This is a genomic window from Moorella mulderi DSM 14980 (assembly GCF_001594015.1).
In the GTDB taxonomy this organism is placed as follows: Bacteria; Bacillota; DSM-521; order Neomoorellales; family Neomoorellaceae; genus Neomoorella; species Neomoorella mulderi.
The window spans coordinates 283753-304703 of sequence record NZ_LTBC01000001.1 but is presented as its reverse complement, the minus strand read 5'-3'; the positions used below and the strand labels follow the sequence as shown (position 1 = coordinate 304703).

The 20951-nt window shown below is 56.4% G+C and carries 20 protein-coding genes; 12 read left to right on the top strand and 8 right to left on the bottom strand.

The annotated features are described in order from the left end of the window. Nucleotides 1-82 precede the first annotated feature (82 nt). From MOMUL_RS01480 to MOMUL_RS01460, 5 genes are all read left to right on the top strand, one after another. A complete protein-coding gene (locus tag MOMUL_RS01480; protein ID WP_062280635.1) occupies nt 83-814 on the top strand; it encodes a WecB/TagA/CpsF family glycosyltransferase in 732 nt (243 codons plus the stop codon). Nucleotides 815-1056: 242 nt separating this feature from the next. Continuing rightward, nucleotides 1057-4752, top strand: a complete 3696-nt coding sequence (locus MOMUL_RS01475; RefSeq protein WP_169802145.1) for a S8 family serine peptidase — start codon at nt 1057-1059, stop codon at nt 4750-4752. Nucleotides 4753-4816: 64 nt separating this feature from the next. After that, nucleotides 4817-5062 carry a toxin HicA gene (locus MOMUL_RS01470; RefSeq protein WP_062280629.1) on the top strand — a complete coding sequence of 82 codons (246 nt, stop codon included), beginning with the start codon at nt 4817-4819 and terminating at the stop codon, nt 5060-5062. Beyond that, entirely contained in the window at nt 5055-5423 is a 369-nt protein-coding gene (locus MOMUL_RS01465; RefSeq protein WP_062280626.1) for a type II toxin-antitoxin system HicB family antitoxin, read from the top strand. The genes MOMUL_RS01470 and MOMUL_RS01465 overlap by 8 nt, the downstream gene beginning before the upstream one ends. Before the next feature lie 109 nt (nt 5424-5532). Beyond that, nucleotides 5533-6135, top strand: a complete 603-nt coding sequence (locus tag MOMUL_RS01460; protein WP_062280623.1) for a Uma2 family endonuclease — start codon at nt 5533-5535, stop codon at nt 6133-6135. Nucleotides 6136-6458: 323 nt separating this feature from the next. Here the strand turns inward: MOMUL_RS01460 and MOMUL_RS01455 are convergent, their stop codons facing one another. Then, nucleotides 6459-6728 (bottom strand): AbrB/MazE/SpoVT family DNA-binding domain-containing protein, encoded by a 270-nt coding sequence (locus tag MOMUL_RS01455; RefSeq protein WP_062281417.1) that lies wholly within the window; start codon nt 6726-6728, stop codon nt 6459-6461. A 20-nt stretch (nt 6729-6748) separates the two neighbouring features. Here MOMUL_RS01455 and MOMUL_RS01450 point away from each other — a divergent pair, with 20 nt between their 5' ends. Continuing rightward, a complete protein-coding gene (locus tag MOMUL_RS01450; RefSeq protein ID WP_161484948.1) occupies nt 6749-7045 on the top strand; it encodes a DUF1670 domain-containing protein in 297 nt (98 codons plus the stop codon). A 47-nt stretch (nt 7046-7092) separates the two neighbouring features. Here MOMUL_RS01450 and MOMUL_RS01445 read toward each other — a convergent pair whose 3' ends face one another. From MOMUL_RS01445 to MOMUL_RS01425, 5 genes are all read right to left on the bottom strand, one after another. Next, entirely contained in the window at nt 7093-7290 is a 198-nt protein-coding gene (locus MOMUL_RS01445) for a hypothetical protein (RefSeq protein WP_062280618.1), read from the bottom strand. A 93-nt stretch (nt 7291-7383) separates the two neighbouring features. Beyond that, the gene (locus MOMUL_RS01440; RefSeq protein WP_062280616.1) at nt 7384-8448 is read right to left on the bottom strand and encodes a zf-HC2 domain-containing protein; all 1065 of its coding nucleotides are present in this window, start codon (nt 8446-8448) and stop codon (nt 7384-7386) included. An 11-nt stretch (nt 8449-8459) separates the two neighbouring features. Next, on the bottom strand, nt 8460-8948 hold the full coding sequence (locus tag MOMUL_RS01435; RefSeq protein WP_236712956.1) for an RNA polymerase sigma factor: 489 nt from the start codon (nt 8946-8948) through the stop codon (nt 8460-8462). A 319-nt stretch (nt 8949-9267) separates the two neighbouring features. Further along, nucleotides 9268-9462, bottom strand: a complete 195-nt coding sequence (locus tag MOMUL_RS01430; protein WP_062280613.1) for a hypothetical protein — start codon at nt 9460-9462, stop codon at nt 9268-9270. A gap of 2 nt (nt 9463-9464) precedes the next feature. Beyond that, nucleotides 9465-10394 carry an Rpn family recombination-promoting nuclease/putative transposase gene (locus MOMUL_RS01425; RefSeq protein WP_236712939.1) on the bottom strand — a complete coding sequence of 310 codons (930 nt, stop codon included), beginning with the start codon at nt 10392-10394 and terminating at the stop codon, nt 9465-9467. Between the two features lie 303 nt (nt 10395-10697). Between MOMUL_RS01425 and MOMUL_RS01420 the strand changes: the two genes are divergently transcribed. The 4 genes from MOMUL_RS01420 to MOMUL_RS01405 all read left to right on the top strand — a co-directional run bounded on the left by MOMUL_RS01420 (nt 10698) and on the right by MOMUL_RS01405 (nt 17343). Beyond that, complete coding sequence (locus MOMUL_RS01420) at nt 10698-11756, top strand: stalk domain-containing protein (RefSeq protein WP_062280611.1); 1059 nt, start codon at nt 10698-10700, stop codon at nt 11754-11756. A 339-nt stretch (nt 11757-12095) separates the two neighbouring features. Beyond that, on the top strand, nt 12096-14441 hold the full coding sequence (locus MOMUL_RS01415; protein WP_062280608.1) for a copper amine oxidase N-terminal domain-containing protein: 2346 nt from the start codon (nt 12096-12098) through the stop codon (nt 14439-14441). A 79-nt stretch (nt 14442-14520) separates the two neighbouring features. Then, entirely contained in the window at nt 14521-15648 is a 1128-nt protein-coding gene (locus MOMUL_RS01410; protein WP_236712938.1) for a TolC family protein, read from the top strand. Nucleotides 15649-15777: 129 nt separating this feature from the next. Beyond that, nucleotides 15778-17343, top strand: a complete 1566-nt coding sequence (locus tag MOMUL_RS01405; protein WP_062280605.1) for an S-layer homology domain-containing protein — start codon at nt 15778-15780, stop codon at nt 17341-17343. 54 nt (nt 17344-17397) lie between these two features. Here the strand turns inward: MOMUL_RS01405 and MOMUL_RS01400 are convergent, their stop codons facing one another. Both MOMUL_RS01400 and MOMUL_RS01395 read right to left on the bottom strand, forming a co-directional pair. Continuing rightward, a complete protein-coding gene (locus MOMUL_RS01400; protein WP_084785387.1) occupies nt 17398-18813 on the bottom strand; it encodes an S-layer homology domain-containing protein in 1416 nt (471 codons plus the stop codon). Nucleotides 18814-18867: 54 nt separating this feature from the next. Next, entirely contained in the window at nt 18868-20064 is a 1197-nt protein-coding gene (locus MOMUL_RS01395; RefSeq protein WP_062280599.1) for an outer membrane protein assembly factor BamB family protein, read from the bottom strand. A 136-nt stretch (nt 20065-20200) separates the two neighbouring features. Between MOMUL_RS01395 and MOMUL_RS01390 the strand changes: the two genes are divergently transcribed. Next, nucleotides 20201-20518: a type II toxin-antitoxin system Phd/YefM family antitoxin gene (locus MOMUL_RS01390; protein WP_084785385.1), complete on the top strand. Its 318-nt coding sequence runs from the start codon at nt 20201-20203 to the stop codon at nt 20516-20518. Continuing rightward, nucleotides 20515-20928 (top strand): putative toxin-antitoxin system toxin component, PIN family, encoded by a 414-nt coding sequence (locus tag MOMUL_RS01385; protein ID WP_062280594.1) that lies wholly within the window; start codon nt 20515-20517, stop codon nt 20926-20928. Before MOMUL_RS01390 ends, MOMUL_RS01385 begins: the two co-directional genes overlap by 4 nt. The last annotated feature ends 23 nt before the right edge of the window (nt 20929-20951 follow it).

The window sequence follows — 20951 nt, the reverse complement described above, 5'->3', positions numbered from 1 at the left end:
TACGCTTAGCCTGCACCGGCCGGGCAGAGGGACAGGAAGGCCGGCTTCCGAACCGGCCTCACGCGAAGGAGAAGGCAGTCTTATGTCAAGCTGCTATGTCCTGGGTAACCGGGTCGATCCCCTCACCCTGGCCGGGGCTGTGGCCAGGGTGACAGAGTTTATTAGGGCCGGTACCCCCCACCACGTGGTGACCCTTAATGCTGAAATCGCCTACCGGGCCTATTGTGAGCCTGAACTCCAGGCCCTCATCAACCGCGCGCACCTGGTGACGGCCGACGGCGCCGGCATCCTGTGGGCGGCCCGCAAGCTGGGAACGCCGCTGCCGGAACGGGTTACGGGCATTGACCTCCTCCAGGCCCTGGCGGTTGCAGGAGCTCGCCAGGGCTGGCGCTTTTACCTCTATGGCGCCGCTCCCGGCGTGGCTGAGGCGGCAGCTGCCAGATTGCAAAAGGAGCATCCCGGCCTGGTGGTGGCTGGCACCAGCCATGGTTACCTGTCATCCCGGGAAATACCGGGACTTATAGAGGCCATCAAAGCGGCGCGGCCCCATATTCTCCTCGTGGGCCTGGGCGCCCCCAAACAGGAATACTGGATTGCCAGCCACCTGGAAGAACTCCAGGTGCCGGTGGCCATGGGCGTGGGGGGTAGTTTCGATGTCCTGGCGGGACGGGTGCAACGGGCCCCGGCCTGGGTGCAGCGGCTGAACCTGGAGTGGCTGTACCGGGTGATTCAGGAGCCCGGGAGGGTCAAAAGAACGCTGGCCCTGCCGAAGTTTATGTTGGTTGTACTGCGGCAGGCCCATAAGAGGGACTGATTCCTATGCCCACTATATACGAGGGGACCAGCCTCAATCCCTGAAGCTGAAAACCCCTTACCCTCAGGCGAGCAGCGTACTGCTGTGTTTCCTGGCCCCGGCTGCAGCTTCAGGATGCAAGCTGCTAATAACAACACCAGCTTAACTGGCTACCATTGTGAGAAGTTTGAGGAAAGCTTGACATGAGGAGTATACTCATAGGCATGAGTTTACATAATATAAGAACCACTGCCAGGGTAACTATGCTTTCCGTGTTCCTGATGCTGGCAGTCCTCCTGGGACCTCCCCCCGGCTGGCACGGCCGGGGCTTCCTTACCGACCGCGCCGCCGATATCACCGGGGCCCGCCCCCTGGCGGCGCCGGGCCTGGTGGTGCCGGGCGGCCTTACCGGCAAAGGCGAGATTGTAGGTTTAGCCGACAGCGGCCTGGATGCAGGCAGCGTGAGCGATATTCATGCCGACCTGCAGAGCACCCCCGGCCAGATGCCCAAAGTGGTCATGCTCAAGAGTTGGGCCGGGAGGGAAAAGGCCGACGACCCTGCCGGCCACGGCACCCATCTGGCCGGTATTATCGCCGGTACAGGTGCGGCATCAAACGGCCAGTACCGCGGCATCGCCCCCGGGGCCAGCATCTATTTCCAGGGCATGTTAAACTCCAGGGGCGAACTGGCGCCCCCCGAAGACCTGACCCGCCTTTTCCGCCCTGCCTATGAGGCCGGCGTTCGCATTCACGTCGACGGCTGGGGCGGCGGTCCCAACGCCTACCGCGACGCTGCCGTCCAGATTGACAGCTTTGTCCGCCAGTACCCCGACTTCCTTCCCATCTTCGGCGCCGGCAACAGCGGGCCGGTCCAGGGGTCGCTTACTACCGAAGCCAACAGCAAAAACGCCCTGGTGGTAGGGGCGAGCGAGTCCGTGCGCCCCACCTTCAGCCCTGACGCCAATGATGCCCGCCGGCAGGCTGATTTCTCCAGCCGCGGCCCCACCGGTGACGGCCGTTATAAGCCCGATCTCCTGGCGCCGGGTACGGGTATTGTTGCCCCGCGCTCCCGCCTGGTAGAAGGCAATTTCCCTTCCGATGCCAGCTACAACGTCCAGAGCGGCACCAGCCAGGCGGCGGCTGTGACCGGCGGTGCTGCGGCCGTTTTGCGCCAGTACTTGAAAACGAAGGGCTTTGCCGAACCGTCGGCCGCCCTCCTCAAAGCCGCCCTGGTCAACGGCGCCTGGACGCCGCCGGAGGGGCCGACAGCCGCTTTTCCCGGCATCCTGGACCTGGCCGGTACGGTGCTGGCCCTGGAGGAACAGGCCATGCACCTGGTGGACGCCAGCCAGGGGCTGGTGGCGGGGCAGGAGATGACCTTCCGGGTCGAAGTGACTACCGCAGCGGCGCCCTTCAAGGCCACCCTGGCCTGGACCGACCCGGTGCCGCCGGCCGGGGCGGCAGCCGCCCTGGTCAACGACCTGGACCTGGTGGTAATTGCGCCCGACGGCCGGCAGTTTTTCGGTAATGATTATAGCGGTGCCGGCAAAGCCGATCACAGCAACAACCTGGAGAAAGTTTACATAAAAGACCCGTCCCCCGGCACTTATACCGTTAAAGTACGGGCCATAACCATCAACAAAAGCGCTCTGCCCGGGACCCGGCAGCCGGTCCAGGATTTTGCCCTGGCCTTCGGCCAGCTCCTGGAGCGAGGAGTAGTGGCCGGGGTTCCTGGCGCCAACCAGGTAACTTTAACTGAAGGCCGCACCATTACCGCCCCGCCGGGGGGCATTAAAAACTGCGTCGACGGCGTGGCGGCGCCGGCTGACGCTGCCCACATCCTCCCGGGCTCTGACGCTTACCTGGGGCCCCATACCCTGTACATCGTGGGCCGGCGCTGGCAGGCCGCCGGCGTCCAAGCCCTGGGAACCAGCGAGGGCGATTTATTCCTGGAGATTAACAGCCAGGCCCGGACCGGCGGCTACTACCTCAATCCTGCCGGCAGCCTGGCTGTCAACAACCGTCCCGGCGTAGCCGCGGACCTGCCGCCCGGCTTTTCCCTGGCCGCCACCCTCAATCCGGCTACCCAGACCCTGTGGCGGGTCCTTGCCGGCTACCAGGAAAAGGAAGGCATTCTCGCCCGCATTGACCTGGAAAAGCGAGAACTCTGGCTCCTGGGACGCGATGCACCCTATACCTTCAGTTCCCATGCAGCCGTTACCTTTGCCGACAAACTGGTAGACTCCAGCAGGGCCGACCTGCCTTACGGCGCCGCCTGGCGGGCCGAACCGGGGACCCTGGTGCCGGGTATGGCCGTGCGTCTGGTCCTCAACCCCGCAACGGGACTGGTGGAATACATCGCCGTGAAAAGGGAACTGGCCCTGGGAAAGGTAGCCAGAGTTGACGGCAGCAGCCTCACCCTGGCCACGGGCGCCACCTACACCCTCTTCCCCGGTGCGCCGGTCAAACGCGACGGCAAGCCGGTGCAGATGAACTCTATCCGCCCCGGCGACTGGGTGGCCCTGAACCTCATGCCAGGCAGCCGGGAGATAATCACCCTGGTGGCTTACACTACCGTCACCTACGGCCGCGTCCTTTATGTGAGCGGGGACAGGCGCAGCCTGTACCTCATGGATTTTGCCAATCAATTCCGCCTCTTCGAGTTGGACGACAGCACCCAGGTATTCCGGTGGGGGCTCCCGGTAAACGCCGCTACCCTGACCCCGGGCGACTGGGTACGCCTGACGGCAGCGCCCGGCCAGGGGAAGGCCTGGCGGGTTGACGTCGCCACTCCGGCCGGGGAAACCGTTAAAGTCCTGGCCGGCGTAGACGGGCAGAAGGGCAGTCTGCGCACCGCCGACGGCGGCAGCTACACTTTAAGCGACCGCACCCTGGTCACTCTAAACGGCTACCGGGTGGACGCCGCCGGCCTGCCGGCCTGGGTACCCGTGACCCTGACCCTCCTGGAAGGGCCGGAAGGGCCCATCCTGGCTCGGGTGGCGGCTGCGAGCTTTCCCGGCAGCCGGCCGCCAGAACTTGCCATCTCGGTCCTACCACGGGAAACCGGTGTCCTCCTTAAAGGGACCACTACCGCCAGTCGCCTGTACTTAAACTATGATGACGGCAGGCAGGAGATAATTCCGCCGGATGCCAGGGGGAATTTCCAGTGGCCACTAACAGGCGGGGAAAGAAGCGTACTCCTGGTGGCCCTGGACCAGGCGACGAGCGGCGTGGTAGGGCAGAAAATCAACCTGGACAATACGTTGGAAGAGGGCTTCTGGGACACCCGCGGCCACTGGGCGGAAGAGGACATCAAGAAAATGGCCGCCCGGGGCCTGCTGGAAGGCTATGAGGACGGCAGCTTCCGCCCGGACAGCCCGGTGCGGCGGGTGGAGCTGGTAGCGATGCTGGCCCGCCTGGCGGGCTGGGCGCCCGGCGGCGGGGAAACCCTGCCCTTCAGCGACGCGGACAGCATCCCGGAATGGGCGCGGGCGGCCGTGGCCGCGGCCCGGGCCCACGGCCTGGTTGCCGGTTACGAGGACGGCAGCTTCCGCCCGGACCGGCCCGTTAGCCGGGTGGAAGCGGCGGCCTTTTTCACCCGCTACCTGGAGATCACCGGCAAAAATACCGGCAGCGGCGGCGACTCGGCAAACGCGGCTACCTCTGCCGCAGGAACGGCCGCGCCGCTCTTGCAAGAATCCTCGTCCGCACAAGCGGGGTTCTTCCTGCCGGGCGTATCTGATGCGGCCAGCTCCCTCCCCGGCGCAGCAGACCCGGGCATCCCCACCCCAGCTTCCCTCCCCTTCCGCGACCGGGACGACGTCCCGGCATGGGGCCGGGAGGCCGTGGCCCGCGCCTATACAAAAGGCCTCATGCGCGGGGTGGCGCCGGACGTCTTCGCCCCCCTCTCCCCCCTCACCCGCGCCCAAGCGGCGGCTGTGCTGGCGCGGGTGAAATAAATATTCATTGCAGCATGCTATCTTATATGCTATCATAATTTAAGGACCGGAGGGATAATGCTTCATGGGCAAGCTTGAAAAATTGCTAGAAAAAATTAAAAGAAACCCCAAAACGGTCCGCTTTGACGAGATAGATAAGCTTCTGCAAAAAGCTGGTTTTATACGATCTCAGCCAGGTGGAGGATCAAGTCATTACATATACAGAAAGGGAAAATATAAGTTAGTAATACCTTATCGACAGCCATACGTATTACAAAGCTATGTAATAAGGGCTATTAAGCTTTTAGAGGGGGCAGATGAAGATGAGTAAAGATCTTCAATATTACTTGCAGTTGCCCTATAGAATAGTTCTTTATCCTTCGCCTGAAGGTGGTTATGCGGTAGAGATACCTGAGCTGCCAGGCTGTCTTTCCCAGGGGGAAACAAAAGAAGAAGCCCTGGCGATGATTGAAGATGCAAAACGTTGCTGGTTGATCGATGCCCTGGAACATGGGGATCCAATTCCAGAGCCAACATCCCATGAGGAATATAGCGGCCGCATATTAATCCGCACTACCAGGTCTTTACACCGGGCGCTGGTTGAGAAGGCCAGAGAGGAAAATACCAGTCTTAATCAATTCATCAATTACCAGTTGGCTCGTGGAATTGGCTATAAGCCTGAAAAGAGATAATGAGGAACGCCCTCGACCCGGCAGGTAAGATATAGGTGAATATCATGGAGAATCGGTTGCCGTTGCTATACATTGTGTGAAGGATTAAATAAAAAGGCAGGTGAAGAGGATGGAGATTGCTGCCACCGATGATAAACAGCAATATACTTATGATGACTATATTCGTCTGGATGATGATAATCGTTATGAGGTGGTTGAGGGGGAGCTGTTGTTGACACCATCACCAGGTTTTAAACACCAGGATGTTGTTAGGAAGCTCGCAGGTTTATTATCCGCCTGGATAGAAGGGCAAAACCTGGGAGTGGTAATCACGGCTCCCTTTGATGTCGTCCTTGCCCGGGATACCGTCCTCCAGCCTGATATTGTTTACCTGGCTAGAGAGAATTACCATCGCTTAACAAATGCCTGCCTCCAGGGAGCGCCCGACCTGGCGATAGAAGTAATATCACCCTCTACAATTCGCCTGGATCGCATACGCAAAAGCCGTCTCTACCTGAAATATGGCGTCAAAGAATATTGGCTTGTCGACCCCGAAGGCGGTACTGTAGAAATTTTTACAAATACCCCTGAGGGCTGGCGTCTGGCCGGAACTTATAGCCAGGAAGAGATTTTAAACTCCCCCCTGCTACCGGGGCTGGCAATAGATTTAACTGTCGTCTTTACCTACCCCCAGGGCTTGTCATCCTACATTTCACGGCCTTCCTCAGAATAAATAACAAGGGACCTTGCGGTCCCTAATTACGTTTCCAACCATAAGATGATTACCTGTTTCTTGCCGGCTTCGTCCCAGGCGGACAGTTGCTGCTCCAGGGCCTGCGCCTCTCGGGCGAGCTTTTTATCTGCCGCCACACAATTTTTGGTGGCAAAATAGCTTACATGGGTTATAATAAATAAAAAGTCTAAAATAATTAGTCATTATAAATGAAGCCTGTTGATTAACTAAGTCCTGCAAAACAATTTTCGCTTTATTATGCCATTGATCATGCCTGTTTAGCAATGCAAGAACAGCACTCGAATCTACCAATACAAGGGCCATTACTTTTGCTCCTTATCATCAGATGCAAGATAAAAATCATGGTGTTCGGCCAGGTCAGATGGGCCTTCCCCCATACCGATTAATTTAAAAATAGCGTCGTTAGAACTAGCTTTTTTAAATGGTGTTAATTTACGGAGAATAATTTCTTCACCATCGACATATACTGCTAACTGATCGCCCTCTTTTATTCCCAATAACTTTCTGGCCGGTGCTGGCAAGACCATTTCTCCTCGCGCTTTAACTTTAACTATTTCATAATGTTTAGCCATATTCATTTCTTCCTTTCACCTTGCTTAAGAAAAATTATATATCCGTGGAGATGGCCCTGGAGGGACTAACCACCCAGGAGATTGCCCGGCGGATCTACCACACCCCCGAAGCGGTGGACAACTACCTGCGGTTGTTTGACCGGGTGTTGCTCTTACGCTGCTACCACGTACCGGCTTCAGCCATGATGCGGATCACCGGTCACAGCCAAAGCTTGATGGAGGAGCACCTGGCCCTGGTGGAAAAGCACTTCCCCGATGAGGAGTCACTGGTCAGCTATATTGGTAAAAGGGGTATCAAGTTGGAAAAGAACAGTTAGGGATTAATGGGGTTATCTTAAAGTTATGTCTAAATCTGGATAGTAGATCATTTAGCAAGCTCCTCCAGGGCTTGTTTATTTCTCTTAATAAAGTCTGCAGCTAAATGCTCCCAGATAGCCGCCTCATTAGCAAGCGTAATTTTATAGCCTCTTTTTTCCAGAAGCTCGATTAAATAGGGAATAAGTTTAGATAAATCGTCATGCTCTATTTTACTAAGTGCTAATTTGATTTCTTCCACAGACATTGAATTACACCTCCCTCAAACCATTATATAGTATATAGCCGCCATCAGCAAATAACATCTTGAAGCCGGTAAATTAAGGGACCTTGCGGTCCCTTATTTCGTCTCCAGCCATAATATGATGGTGTGCTGTTTCGTTTCCTCTTCCCAGGTACTGAGCTGTTGTTCCAGGGCTTTAGCTTCCTTAGTGAGCTTCGCCCTCTCCTCCGGGTCGGCGGCGGCGTTCACCTGGGCCACCTTGGCCTGGTACTGCTCCAGGGTTGCGCTGAACTGCTGAGAGAGGTCCTGGGTGGTGGTATTTTTGGAGATCACCTGGCCCAGCTGGCTTAATCCAGCTACGAGGGCGGCGGCCTGGCTTTCTGCCACGGTGAACTTGTAGATTACCCGCTTCACCTGGCCGTTGTCCTGGTCGGCGATGACCTGGACGGTAGCGCCGCTGCTGGTGGCTAAACTTAAAGCCTTTGCCTTGGTCCCATTTATATCATCTACGGTAATTTTTATCATGGTACTGGTCGCCTGGCGCCCGGCGCTTAAAAAGGCCCGGGCGGTATATGGCTCCCCGCCGGCCAACCGGGTGGGTTGCTGGCCCGGCTTACCGCTGTCCGGGGTCACAGGCTGCCCCCCGCCATTGCCAGGCGCAGTTACCGGCAGCTGATTTTTGCCCGGCGCGTTGCCGCTGTCCGGCTGCTGCTTATCCGTCTTTACCGGCTGGCTGTACCCGCTGTCCGGCGGTAGATTTGTGCCTGGTTGTTCCACGTCTGGATGGGGATTATCAACAGCTAACTGCCGGCCATCGCTGTGCTGCACCCTGGCTACAGGTGCAGGCAAGTGCTGCCATAACCCCCGCGCGGCGTAGCCAATGGAACCGGCAGCCAGTACAGCCACGGCCGCGGCGGCAGCCGCCCAGCGCCGGATACCCTGCCAGGGCCGGACCCTCTGCCGGGCCGCCAGCCTGGCGTTAGCCGCCGTAGCAAAGCCCGGCGGCGCTGCCACCGGCGCCTCCAGCCCCCGCAGGGCCCGGGAAATATCCTGCCACCGCTTCCACTCCGCGCGGCAATCCGGGCATTCGCCCAGGTGCTGCCGGAAAACCTCTCTTTCCGCCGGGGAGAGCTCCCCGTCCAGGCAGGGCGAGAAGAGCCCACGCGCTTCACGACACTGCATAAACCCTCACCTCAAGGCCGCCTGTGTACAGGCGGCGTCTCCTCAGCCATCTGCATTACTTTCTCTCTCATGGCCTGCCGCGCCCGGTTCAGGCGCGATTTTACCGTCCCCGGGGGGCAGCCCAAAAGCGTCGCAATTTCTTCATAGCTGTAACCCTGCAGTTCCCGCAGCACCAGCACCGCCTGGTACTCCGCCGGCAGCTGCCTTAAGGCCCTGCGGACAAAGCCCTTCAGCTCCAGCTCCTCCACCATCTCCTGGGGGTCGCCCCCGGCGGCGGCCACCTCCCTGGTGACTTCGCCCTCCCCCGTGTCCAGGGGGGCGTCCAGGGAAACCGCCGGGTGGCGGGCCGTTTTCCGGCGCAGGTTTAAAAATAAATTTACGGTGATGCGGTGTAACCACGTGCCCGGGTCGGCCTCGTACCGGAACTTATCCAGCCCCAGGTAGGCCCGGACAAAAACCTCCTGGGCCAGATCCTGGGCATCGGTGTGATTGCCCGTCAGCTGGTAGCTCAGGTTATATACCTTATCCTGATAGGTCAGGACCAGTTCTTCAAAGGAAACAGCGCCATTTTTTTGCCAGGCGCTTTTTTACTCCCAAGGTTCAAGAAGAACACCCCTGGAGGCCCGGTATTACCCCGGACACTTATTAGACAACATTGAAGGACAAAAAGTTCCCATTTTGCATTCCTAGTATATAATAGCCGCGGGCCTCCTGCAACCTGGCAAATAATGTATTTAGCTTTTATTTCCTGTTAAATATAACTTAATTGCTGATCCGGACCCACGCCGTACCCTCTCCGCTTTCACTCCGTTTTATGAACTATTGCGTCATAAAGTTATATTTAAACAGGATTGCAGCCATTAAAACAGGGACCTCGCGGTCCCTCATAGTGACTAAAGCCAATACCTGTCTCTGACCCGCTTCATCCCACGCGGCCAGTTCCTGATCCAGGGCCTTCATCTCTCCGGTGAGCTTTTTCTTTTCCGCCGGGTCGGCGGCTTTGACCTGCGCCATCCTCAATTTTCCAGTTGCCTTCTCAGGGCATTTATCTCTTCCGGGCCAAGTCCGGTAGCCTTGATAATGGTGTCAATGTCTATGTTGAGCAGCAGCAAGTTTCTGGCTATTTCCTGTTGGGCTTCCAGCTTGCCTTCCAACTTACCCTCCAACTTACCCTCAATCTTGCCTTCCATCTTGCCTTTCAATAAAGCCTGCTGCTGCATCTCTGCCAGGGTTAATTCCAGGTTGTAAATCATCCGTTCCACCTCCCAGGGATTGCTCTCGTTCAGGAAGCCGTCGATTTTGGCGCTGAAATCTCCGGGCATTCTCGGCTTGACGACATTCTTCAGCCAGGTGATGAAATGGCGGAATTCATCAGGTGTTAGCCGCCTTAAAACACCCGCCAGCTTCTGCAGCCGTCCCACCAGCTCTTCCGGGCGCATCTTCTGGTCCAGGAGAAAGACACCGGCAATAAGGTTTGCCGCCCTGATAAGTTCTTCTTCGCTGTAACGGTTGACGTCAAAGAGAAGATAGCGGAAGTCCAGGAGATGCCCGCTGAAATCCTGGTAACTGTCCAGCATTTCTTTGAAGGAGAGCGCCGCCGTCCAGGAGCCGGCCCCGTTGTAGAGGACGGCCGGGATGATGGGCGGCAGGCGGAAAGTCTTGCTCTCCCGCTCACCCTGCGGGGTGTTGTTGTAGATTTCCCGCCAGATCTCTACCATGTAAAGCAATAGACGGAAGGGTATCAGGTAGTCTACCGTTGACTGCAGCTCCAGCAGGACGTAAAAGATGACGTTTTTATCCCTCTTTTTAAGCCTGTAGACGACATCGGCTTCTTTCTCGCTGAAATCCTGGAGGACGTAGGACTTGTTCACCAGGATGAGGTCGTCGGCATCAATGGTTTCTACCCATTTTTCCCGGACGAAGGTCTTTATGAGTTCCAGGAACACCCTTTTGTCGGATTATTATACCATATCTTTGGGGCAAAAGATACTTTCAGGAAACCCTTAAATAACAAGGGACCTTGCGGTCCCTCACTGCGTCTAAAAGCCGCCGGCCCCCACACCATACCTTCTCCGTTTTTACCCTGTTTTAAATTTTGCTGCTTATTTGTTTCGTTACGCCCGGCCATTCTTACTGGTCGCGGTGCTGTTCATTTACCGGACGCCAAAATTTTCCCGGGCAGGAGGAAAAATGGTGTTGGATGGAGAAATCTCTCAGATATGGCGAAAACCAAATTGGGGGGATGGTAATTGTTGAAAAAAGGTTTGCTGGCGGCGTTGCTCGCCCTGGCGCTGGTGGCGGCAGGGGGAACGGCTGAAGCGAGCGTGGGCAGGAAAACGCTCAACGTCGACTACAATAATGTCAAGCTCAACGTCAACGGGACCCTTGTCAACGTGCAGCCGGAGCAGGAACCCTTTATCGTCAACGGCGTGACCTTCGTGCCCCTGAGGCTGGTAGCCGAAGCATTGAATTCGAATGTGGACTGGCAGGCCGATACCAGCACCGTAATCATCAACAGCAAAACCTCGCCGGAAGTCATCAATCTTAAGATGCAGTTGATCGAGAAAGACAAGGAGATCCAGAGCCTGCAGCAGCAGGTGGCCCAATTGCAGCAGGAGCTGGCGGCTAAATCGGGCGCCAGCCTGGACGACCTGGAAGGCGACCTGAGGGATGCATACAAAAAGATCGGATATGTTTATCTTGACAATCTGAACCTCAGCGGCGATTCCGACAACGTCCGGGTTGAAGTGCTGGTAGACCTTGATGACTACGGTGACGAGTGGGCCGACCTGAGTAACAGTAAGATTGAGAGCTGGCTGGACGACGTGGTGGGGGCCATCCAGGACGAACTCTCGGAGGACACGGAAGTCAGCGGCGAGATCATTAACAGCTATAACGACGATGTCCTGGTGAAATTTAATAAAGACGGCGACGACGACCTGGAAATCGACTACCGGGACGAAGATTACCGTGATAGCAGTGATCCCGATGCGGCCATTGACGAGCTGGAAGGCAAGAGCTACTACGTGGAAGACATCAGGTTCGCCGTGAGCGATGCCAGCTATTCCGAGAGCAACGACAGGGCGACCGTCTACCTGAAGGCCAAAACCAGCGGCGCCGGCGACGCCTGGGATGAACTGAGTAGTAGCACAATCGAAAATGAAGTCCAGGATATTTGCGAAGACGTGGTCAATGTGTTCGACGACGCCGGCGTTAGCCTAAAGGAAGTGCGGGCGTATTTCTACGACAACAATTCCAGCCTGTTGGACAGCTTCACTTATAACGTAGACGACGAAACCCTGGACTGAAATCTGAAAAAGCGGAATTAAGGCGCGGTGGAAGCTGGGAAAACCCGGCGCAAAAAATTTCTCACGGCCGGGAACTTTTCGCCCGGCCTCGGTGTCTAATTAACTGGTTGGTCGAGGAAAAGCCGCCCAAACCAGCAGGAAAACTGGACGGCGGCGTAGAATATTCCTCACCTGGGCAATATTCCCCTATCCGCAGCATCAGCCGCAGCCTGAAGACGCAGAAAAGGTCGCGAAACTAGCATTAAAGGAGGGATGCGCCGGGCAGCAAGGGTCCCCGGGCCGGAAAGAGAATAGTAAGCCGCCCTACATACGGGCAAAAATCTCAAGGAGGGAAAATAGTTGTTAAAGACGAGGAAGAAATGGATTTCCATCCTGCTCACCCTGGCCATGCTGGTGGGCCTGATGGTACCCTTCGCCGGAACGGCAGGGGCCGTGGGTACGGTGTATACGACCTTGACGGCGCCGCCGGTGGAAGATGACAAGGAAGATATTGCTTTAGGTTCATTCCAGATTGAAATTGATCCTCTATATGTAAGCGGTAATGAGGTGCATGAAGCATTAGTAGAGTTGCCTTCAGATTATACTATTAATAGTGTTACGGTATATGGCGCAAATAATAGTGAGGAAATTCTTGATAGCGAAAATGAATCTGTTTCATCTGTTTCAGTTGATGTATATGGTGGCACCAGTAATAGTGACAAGGCTCAAGTTACTCTTTCCGATCTATCAGACAATTCCTTTAAGATAAGTATAAGTGCTCCAAGCGGATATTCCGGTTTCACCGGTAATAAATTCCGCGTGAAGCTCGCCTTTACGAGCGTTGATGTCCCCTCTGGAGCAAGCGGCGATGTGACTGCCACGATTAAAAATCTGCAGGGCCAGCTTGTAGACGGTAAGGTTGTAATAGCACACGTAGCTGGCGGCGGACTGACCGTTAGCGTGATTGACAGTCAGGATTTTGCAGATGAAGGTACTGTTAAAATCCGAGTCGAAGAAACTGTAGCCGGTAAATTAAAAGATGAGGATCAACTAAAAATCCAACTGCCTGATGGCTTTGAGTGGGCAGATGCAGATGTATCTAAAATTGTATTTGGAACACTTGTAGATACTTCAACTGATCCAGATACTGTTTTGAGCTCAACAGCGGCGAAAGATAAAATTGACATCGATTACACGACAGATTCCGATACACTCAAGATTTCGCTGGTAGATTCAGTATATAAATCAACAGAACGTTTAGGAATTGAAATTACAGCAAAAGTTAAGGTAGTAGACGAACAAGATGCTAAATATGGCGATGTTGTAGCGAAGCTAAAAGGCGACTACACCGTGAGCCCGAGTGAGATAGTAGTCGGTACGTATGGTGACTATGAGGCGGCTGTCAGTGCCGATGATCCGAGCATTGTTGCCTACGCAGGCATGGAAGATCAAGATATCAGCGACATCGTAATAAAGGAAGGAATTAAAGGTAGCCTTATTAACGGACGCTCTATCACTTTAACGCTGCCGGAAAATGCAAGATGGTATAGGATCCAGGATCAGAATGTTACTCCGGATACAACAAGAGATGCCGGCATTAAGACAGATGAAGACAATAATGTCCGCCTTGATTTTGTAGGCCTCCAGGGTACCGATAATCGCACCGTTAAATTTATTGTTTATGGCGATTCTACAACAGCAACAGACCCAGCAGAGATTACTATTGAGGATCTGGGTGTAGCCCTTAAAGCTGGAGTAACTGGTGACCTCAAGGTAACCGTCGGCGGCACTGCAGGTGTAAGCGGCGAGATCACGGTAGCCAAAGTGGTCAGCCCCGTAACGGTGACTGCCGAAAAGGCGAATGTCCAGCTCGGCAAATTTGAACAGCCTGCCGGCAAGATCGTAATTACTGAAGCCGCTGCTGGTGCAATCGATACTGACAATGGCAATTACGGGATTGAACTGCGCCTGCCCGACGGAATCAAGTTCAGCAGCAAACCTGATGTAACAGTCACGAAAGGCGACCTAGAAATCGATCAGGTATCGCTTGCCGCCGATGATACTGTCCTCAAGATCAGCTTCAAAGATGACAGCAACGAGGCGAGTACCATTGAGATCAGCGATATCTACTATGATGTCGACCGCACTTACGGTGAAGGTGACATCAAGGTAGAAGTAGGCGGTATGGCTATTGTTGATACCAATGTTGTATCTTACAATGAAGATCGCGATAACTATAATGATAGTGATACCTACAAAGTCTTCTTTGAAGACGACGATTACGCCGCTAAAGTCGCCAACGCCGTTTGCGTGACCCCGGCTCCTGTTGGGGCCAAGTATTCCGCTTCCTTCGTGATCGGCAGCACCACATACACCGTTAATGGCGTAGAGAATACCATGGACGTTGCCGCCTACACGAAGGACGGCCGTACCTACCTGCCGGTGCGCTACGTGGCCTACGCCCTGGGCATCACCCCGGAGAATATCCTCTGGGACGGCAAGACCGCTACCTTCATCGGTGAGGGCCGCGTGGTCCAGGTAACCCCTGGCAGCGCAGTGCTGACCATCAACGGCGCCCCCATTACCATGGACGTAACTACGGACCTGGTGAACGGTCGCGTGATGGTGCCCTTCCGCTGGGTAGCCCAGGCCTTCGGCGCTCAGGTGAACTACGACGAAGCCACCCAGACGGTGAGCATTAACTAAAAGCTGTTACAGTGAAAGGGTAGCTGGCGGAACCCGGATCCTGGTGGATCCGGGTTCCGGTTATAGAGGTGAATTGTAAATGCGCTTGAAAATGCGCGGGCTGCTGGCGCCCCTGGCGGCGGCCCTGATCTTCATCTACCTTTCTCTACCGGCCGCAGCCGCGGCGGGAAATGGGGAGAGCGGAGAAAAGCAGATCATTTCCCTGGAAAAGGCCGTAAGCATGGCCGTGCAGAACGATAAGGGTTTAAAAAGTGCCCTGCAGGAAATAGAGCGTACCAGGTCCCTGCGCGAGAGCGCCCAGGAGAATGTAAGCTTTACTCCGGTTGAGGGCGGCTATGGCGGCCCCTACGGACCCCAAATTGAAGCAAGCTGGATCCAGCTCTTAGGTGCGGACCTCAACTACCGCATGAGCCAGCGCACTTATCAGGCCAACCTGGACGCCCTGGCCCTGAAAGTATGCAAAGCCTACTGGGATGTGCAGGTGGCCCAGCAGAAGGTTGCGGTACAAGAAAAGGCCAAACAGCAGGCTCTCTTGAACCTGCAGAACACACGCGCCGCCGTGCAGGCCGGAACGGCCGCTTCTTCCTCCCTCGCTGTAGCCGAGAACCTCTGGCGGCAGGCGGAAGACGGCCTCACCGCCGCCAAGCACTCCCTTGACGATGCCTATGCATCCTTCAACAATCTGGTAGGACTGGATGCCGGCGCCAGGCCGCTCTTGAACGAGCAGCCGTCCTATTCCCCCCTGCAGGTGGCCAATCTGGAGTACGAAGTGCAGCGGGTTCTCGAAAACGACCCCAACGTTTGGAAGGCAAGGCAGAACATCGATATTAAGCGCTGGAGCGCGGAAATGATGTACAGCTCGGGATCTTATACCCCTTATGATGCCCGCCAGGCGGAGCTGAAGCAGGCCGAATACAACCTGGAAAACGTTAAGGAAGCAATGGCCAAAGCCACCCGCTCGCTTTACTACCAGGTAAAGAGCGTGGAAGAAAACTATGGCGCCGCCGTGGCGGCTCTGGAGGCGGCCCGGGAAAAGCTGCGGGTAGAGCAAGCAAAGGCAGCGGCGGGTATGAACACAAGGGCCGACGTGATGGCGGCCGAGGTGGATGTGGCCAAGGCCCAGGCGACAGTAGATGAGCTGGTGCGCAACCATGCCTACCTAAAGCTAGCCTTTGAAAAACCGTGGGCCATGTCCTCGGGCGGATGATCCTCTTGGAAACCTTGGCGCAAAGGTGGACAGGTGTAACCGCAGGGGCAACTCCCCTACGGTTTTTATTTTACCGCCGCTGCTTTAAAAAATGTTGGCGGAAATGCCGGAGGCAAAAGGAGGGGAAATATGCAGATCCGACTTTCAGTGCCACATTATAAAGTATTTCTTCTGGCAATCCTGATGGCGGTCGTCGTCCTGGTTTTCTTACCGCCGGGTACCGCCCTGGCCGACGACGAAGAAGAAAAGAGCTACAATGAACAGGTTATAGACGACCTAATGTATTACCAATACTCATTTGAGCAGGGAAACATCGATGTGGGCACTCTGCTTGACCACCTGCAGGACGCCCTGGATAAGCTCAATAAAAGCGACATCCGGGACGACATGCGGGAAGATATCCGCCAGGTCGTCAGGATAGTCGCCGCCAACATGGCCGAAATTCCGGCCGGCATTATCCCCGTTAGGACCACCAAAACAAAGGTGATCATTTCCCTGAGTGAGAAAACCCTGCCAGAGCACTACCGCAACGTAATTTTGAAGGCCGAAAAGCTTTACGACTGTCTTGCTGAGATCGGCCTGAACGACATGGTCCAGCTATTGCAGGAAAGCAGGCCTACCGACGTAATTGGGTTGACCGTGCCGGAAGGTTACTCTAGGGATAGCGTCCAGATAATTTTGCCTTCGATAAACGCTAACGACTTTGAGGGCCTTGAAGGTTACAGCCTGTTGGTAAAAGGTAACGAAGTTACTTTCAAAGTCCCTTTGAAGATTTTGCGCTCCAAGGAAGGGGGCGGCAGTTTAAACTTCACTTACAAATCCGTAGAGCCGGCGCCGCTGTCGATCCCCGGTCCCAACGCCTTGAAGAGCGCTGTGTACGATATTGATATTTACTGGCAGCGGCCGGACGGCTCCCGGGTGGATAAACAGACCAGCCAGGTAATGCTGACGCTGCCTTATCGGCAAGGGGAAGTTTCCGATCCCGCTTATCTCGGCGTCTTCACCTACAACGAAGCTCAAAGCGATTGGAATATCGTCCAGGGAGATTTTAGATCGCCAGGCCAGGTTGAGATTCCCCTGGTCAATCCCGGTAAATTTGCGGTCCTGGAGTATAAGAAAACCTTTGCCGACATTGCCGGCCACTGGGCGGAAAAAGATATCGTCTACATGGCTTCCAAGCAGATCGTCCAGGGACTGCTGGATGATCTTTTCCTGCCTGACAACCCTGCGACCCGGGCGCAGTTTGCGGCCATGGTTCTCAGGACCTTCGGCCGACCGGAAGCTGCACCGGAAAAACCTACCTTCGTCGACGTGACCCCCGGCAGCCAGTACTTCGGGGCGGTTGAAGGCGCTTACAGGGCCGGGCTGGTTGCCGGTATCGATAAGGACCATTTCGCGCCGGGCCTGAATATCACCCGCGAAGAGATGGCGGCGATGATCGCCAGAGGGCTGGGCGCGGAGTACAAAGCCGCGGTCGTTTTGAGCGGCGCCCTGGAGAAGTTGAAAGGATTTAAGGACTACGGCGACCTTTCTCCCTGGGCCCGGGAAAGCATGGCCCTGTGCTACCAACTGGGGATTATCAAGGGGACGCCCGAAGGGTTCATCCTGCCTAAAGCATATACCAGCCGCGCCGAGGCGACGGTCATGCTGCGGCGGGTCCTAAATATTCTGGAAGCAGGCAAATCCACCCTTTAAAACCTGGTAATAAGGAAAAAGCTGGCCGCAGGATCGGCGTCCTGCGGCCTATTTTTAAAGTATCTTTATCTCCAGCACTTTATCCCAGTCCAGACAGGTTATCTCGACTTTGGCGCCTGCCTGCAGCCCGCCGCTGCCGGTGTACTCGGTGCCGTCCTTATCGGAGAGGCGGGCGCGCTCCCAGTCAAGGAAGACATTCCCCAGTTCTTTGTCGAATTTGTCCAGGTAAAGCTTGCGGCCTTCGACAGCTTCGATGGTGCCGCTGGCCTTCTTCACCTTCAGGGGTTCGACGTTCCAGACCGCCGCACCGTTCAATTCCACCTTTACCCACTGGCCCTGCTTCAGGGCAGATAGGCCGCTGGGCACTGTTGTCGCCCAGGTAGCTTCATAGGTCTTCAGGTCGTGGTCCAGGTCCCGCAGTACCAGTTGCAGGCCACGGCCTTGGACTACTTTTTCCACCGTGCCTGTGGTCACGGTGAGCTGCCCCGCCAGGCGGGGCTCGTAAGCTTTGACAAAGGCCAGCTCGTTACGCCGGTTCAGGACGGCCAGGATGTGCAGGTTGTTTAAAGCGAAGGGAGTCGGCAGAGAAACATTGAAGACGGCGGCGGAGGCGGCCATTGGGTAATCCTTGCTGCCGCTGGTTGGCGTGCTAATGGTCACTAAATAGCGGGCCGTCGCAGTTCCAGGGCTGGTACCGCGGCTCCCAGCTGGTCCTGAAAGATTTCCGGCACGCCCGGTGTCCTGTTTGACCTCCTGCACCCAGCCTTCCAGGCGGCGTTCCGGCGCTGGGTTGAGCCAGCCGTCCTCCACCATCCGGGCCAGCAGGGCCAGCATTTCGGCGCGGGTAATGGTATCCAGGGGGCGCAGGGTGCCGTCGGGGAAGCCCCGGATTACCTGCAGGGCCGTCAGGGTGGCGGCGGCCGGGCGGGCCTCTTCCGGCACCAGGGAGGCATCGCTGAAGTCCAGGAGCGCGTTCTGCTGCAGGGGCGTCTTCAGGCTGCGGGCCAGGAGCTGCCACACCAGGTAACGCGGCGCCGGCCCCATGAGCAGGCCTTCCTGCAGTTCGTCCGGCAGGAGGATTTTTTGCTCTACGGCCAGGGCCAGGTCGTCTGCGGCCCAGGCGACTCCCGCCGGTACGGCCGGGGCCGTGCCCCGGTTGGCGCTGACTGAAGGACGGGCCGTAGGTATGGGCATCTGGCCGCCGGGGCGGGCAGGGAGGTTCCCGGCGCTGCTGTAGCCGGTGGAGCGCAGCAGCAGGGAAACCGCCTCCACCGCCGTCAGGGGCTGGTCCGGGCGGCAGGTGCCATCCGGGTAGCCGTGGACGATGTCCAGTGCCCCGAGAAAGTTGATGGGCTCTGCGGCCCAGTGGCCGGCGGCGTCGGGAAAGAGCCCATCGCCCCACGCTGCCAGGGCCGGGCGGGGTAAGGCCAGGACCAGGGCCGTTAAGATAGCAAGCAAGAAGTGTCGCACAGGGAAATACCTACCTCCAGGATATGTTCAGGTTCAGATTTAGCCGCGGCAAGTTTATTGCGCCGCTCTTGCCAGATTGCCCGGTGTAGATACTGCGCCCACGGCTGCGCCGGCGGTTCGTGGCGAGGTATTCGCGTAGGCGGTCTGCAGAGCGTAGAGGATGCCTTTACCGCCGGTAAAATAGACCGTCAGGCCGTCAGGGCCCAGTGCGGGAGTAGCCTGTACGCCGCCGTCCACCTCCATATCCCACAGGAGTCGACCGTCCCGGCCGTCGACGGCGTAAAGGCGTTCCCGGCCGGGTACATAGATGGTTCCCTGCCGGTCCACGGCCGGGGCCGCCCCGGAAAGGTCGAGGAGGCGGGTGGAGAGCCGTTCTTCTCCTGTAGCGCCGTCCAGGGTATAGAGGCGTTCCTTGCCGGCTACCAGGTATACCAGGCCGTCGGGAGCCGCATTGATGTTGCCTATTTCCGCCTGGCTGAAGCGGTGGGACCAGGCAATGGCGCCGCTGGCCGCGTCCAGGGCGTACAAGGCGCATTTATTTATCGCGCTCGCTGTTTTTGGCACGCCGGCGACGTAGAGGTATCTCCCGCCAGGCTCCAGGGCCAGATAGATCTGCTTCTGCTCGGCGAAGCCCCGCCGCCAGGCGGTCGCGCCGCTGCCGTCCAGGGCTTCCACCGTGGTGCCGGCGTCTTTTGCAGTGCGGGCCACAAAAACATATTGCCGGTCCGCGTCCACAGCCACGGGGTAATCGCTCTGCCCTACGTACCAGAGCATGTCGCGCCGCGGCGCCACGGCGTATAGGCTCTTGCCCAGGAGCAGGTAAAAGCTTTCCCCCGGTCCCCGGGCTAGGGTGGGCGAAGATGTATTGCCGCCGCCGCTTTCCCCGGTGGCGACGCTGAAGCTCCAGCCGGGGCGGCCGTAGGGCTTGATCTCGTACAGGGCCCTGGCCGTGGGGACGAAGGTGCTGCCGTCGGGGAAGAAGACCGGCGCGCCGGTGGGCCTCTCCCCTGTCTTAAAGTCCCAGATCTGCTCGCCCCGGTCATTGAGGCGTAGGATGCTGCTGCCCGTTACCAGGAAGATATCGCCCCAGGGGCTTATTACTGGAGACAGGCCGGAATTGCCGGTGCCGCCGGCGATTTGCCGCTGCCAGAGGATGGTGTAGGGTGTGCCGGCCCGGGCCGGCTGGAGCGTGGTCAAGCAGAGGAATAATGCCAGGAGCATTGTTATCAAGGTGTACTTGAGGCGGTGCATGACATGACACCTTGTTCTTCTTCCCGTGTTAAATACGCGGTTGCGAGCCGGGTTGCGGCTGGCAACTCTTGCCTGATCTATTCGGCAGGCGGGCGTTATTTCCTGCTGGAAGGGGTCCAAAATCTTCTTGACAATTATGCATTTCAACCTTAAGATTGAACTTGAGGTGAACATTATGGAAGAGATCCTTGGCGTTGAAGAAGCTAGGCGGAAATTAGGAAGGTTGGTTACCCAGGTTGCGCAAAAAAGGGAACCGGTAATCATAATTCACAAAGCAAAGGAAAAAGCTGTTTTATTGAGTTATGAAGAATACAAACAATTACAAAAGCTATCGGCTGCCAATGCCGCACAAACAGTAAGTAAGGCTATGAAAAATATTCAGGAAGCGGTAAAAAAAGCCAACCTGGAACAGGATGTCATCGAGAGCGCCATCCTTGAGGTGCGTACCACTTGAAAAAAGTCGTTTTTGATACGAATGTTTTGGTATCAGCCATCGGGTGGGAGGGTCCTCCCCATAGACTTTTAGAAGCCTGCCTGCACGGCAGGTTAAAATTATATACCAGCAATGCTTTGCTGGAAGAATTGAGTAAAGTGTTAGCCCGGCCTAAACTTAAGGTTATTGCCGGGCATCCCGATTTGCCGGTCATTCTTACATGGTTGGCTTCACCAGAGCATATAGTCATCCCCGAATTTGAGCCGGGCGTAATAACCAGGGATCCAGCTGATAATAAAGTGCTGGCCTGTGCCCTGGCGGCTAAAGCCGACGCCATTATTTCAGGAGATGAGCATTTATTAGATCTTCGGGTTTATAATGAGATAAAAATTTTAAGGGCTGCAGAGGCGTGTAAGATGTGGAATATATAAGAAAATTGGTGGGGGACAGCTAG